The sequence below is a fragment of the Vineibacter terrae genome (assembly GCF_008039615.1).
Taxonomy (GTDB): domain Bacteria; phylum Pseudomonadota; class Alphaproteobacteria; order Reyranellales; family Reyranellaceae; genus Vineibacter; species Vineibacter terrae.
The window spans coordinates 1-822 of record NZ_VDUZ01000124.1; the positions used below are offsets into that span (position 1 = coordinate 1).

Consider the following 822-nt stretch of genomic DNA (forward strand, 5'->3'; position numbering starts at 1 on the left):
TAGGGCCTGTTTTCAAACCCCGATCCAGATGAGGATACAGGCGATCAGCGCCATGGCGAGGTAGTTGCGGGCGGTCTTTTCGTAGCGAGTAGCGAACCGACGGAACCGCTTGAGGCGATTGATGCAGCATTCGACCAGATGCCGCTCCTTGTAGACGTGCCAATCCACCTTGCGCGGCGTGGTGCCAAGACGCGGCGGGATGACGGGCTCGGCGCCTTGCGCCCGAATGAGCGCAATAATCGCGTTGGCGTCGTAGGCTTTGTCGGCGATGACGTACTGGCTCAGCTTGCCGCTGAGCAGCGCCGCCGCTTGTGTGGCATCGTGCACGTGGCCCCCGGTGAGGCGCAGGTCGACCGGATAACCAAGGGCGTCGACCACCAGATGGATCTTGGTGGAGAAGCCGCCGCGCGAGCGCCCCAGCGCCTGATCATCGCCGGCGCTTTTTTGCGCCGGCGGCATCCTGGTGCGCACGCACGACGGTGCTGTCAATCTGGTAATTCTCGGCATCGCGGCTGCCCGACACCGCGGCCAGCACCCCTTGCCAGATACCGGCCTTCGACCACCGCCAGAACCGCGTGTAGATCGATTGCCACGGCCCGAAGCCGGCTGGGATGTCGCGCCACGGTGCACCGGTGCGATGCACCCACAGAATGGCGTCGACCACCGGTCGGCTATCCTTCGGCGGTCGTCCTCCTTTGCTACGATCCGTCCTCAGCAGGGGCTCGATCACCGACCATTGCTCATCACTCAGCGGCCGCCTGTTCATTGCTGCAACTCACGCAAAGAACAGCTTTGAATCAAATTTCATTCCGAGTGACAAGT

Annotated in this window: 2 protein-coding genes; both read right to left on the reverse strand. The window is 62.8% G+C overall.

Features of this window, described 5'->3' with window-relative positions; genetic code table 11:
* Positions 1 to 12: 12 nt before the first annotated feature.
* Entirely contained in the window at positions 13 to 459 is a 447-nt protein-coding gene (locus FHP25_RS41690; protein WP_218579008.1) for an IS5 family transposase, read from the reverse strand.
* Complete coding sequence (locus FHP25_RS41695) at positions 428 to 766, reverse strand: IS5 family transposase (protein ID WP_218579009.1); 339 nt, start codon at positions 764 to 766, stop codon at positions 428 to 430. Before FHP25_RS41695 ends, FHP25_RS41690 begins: the two co-directional genes overlap by 32 nt.
* Positions 767 to 822: the final 56 nt, after the last annotated feature.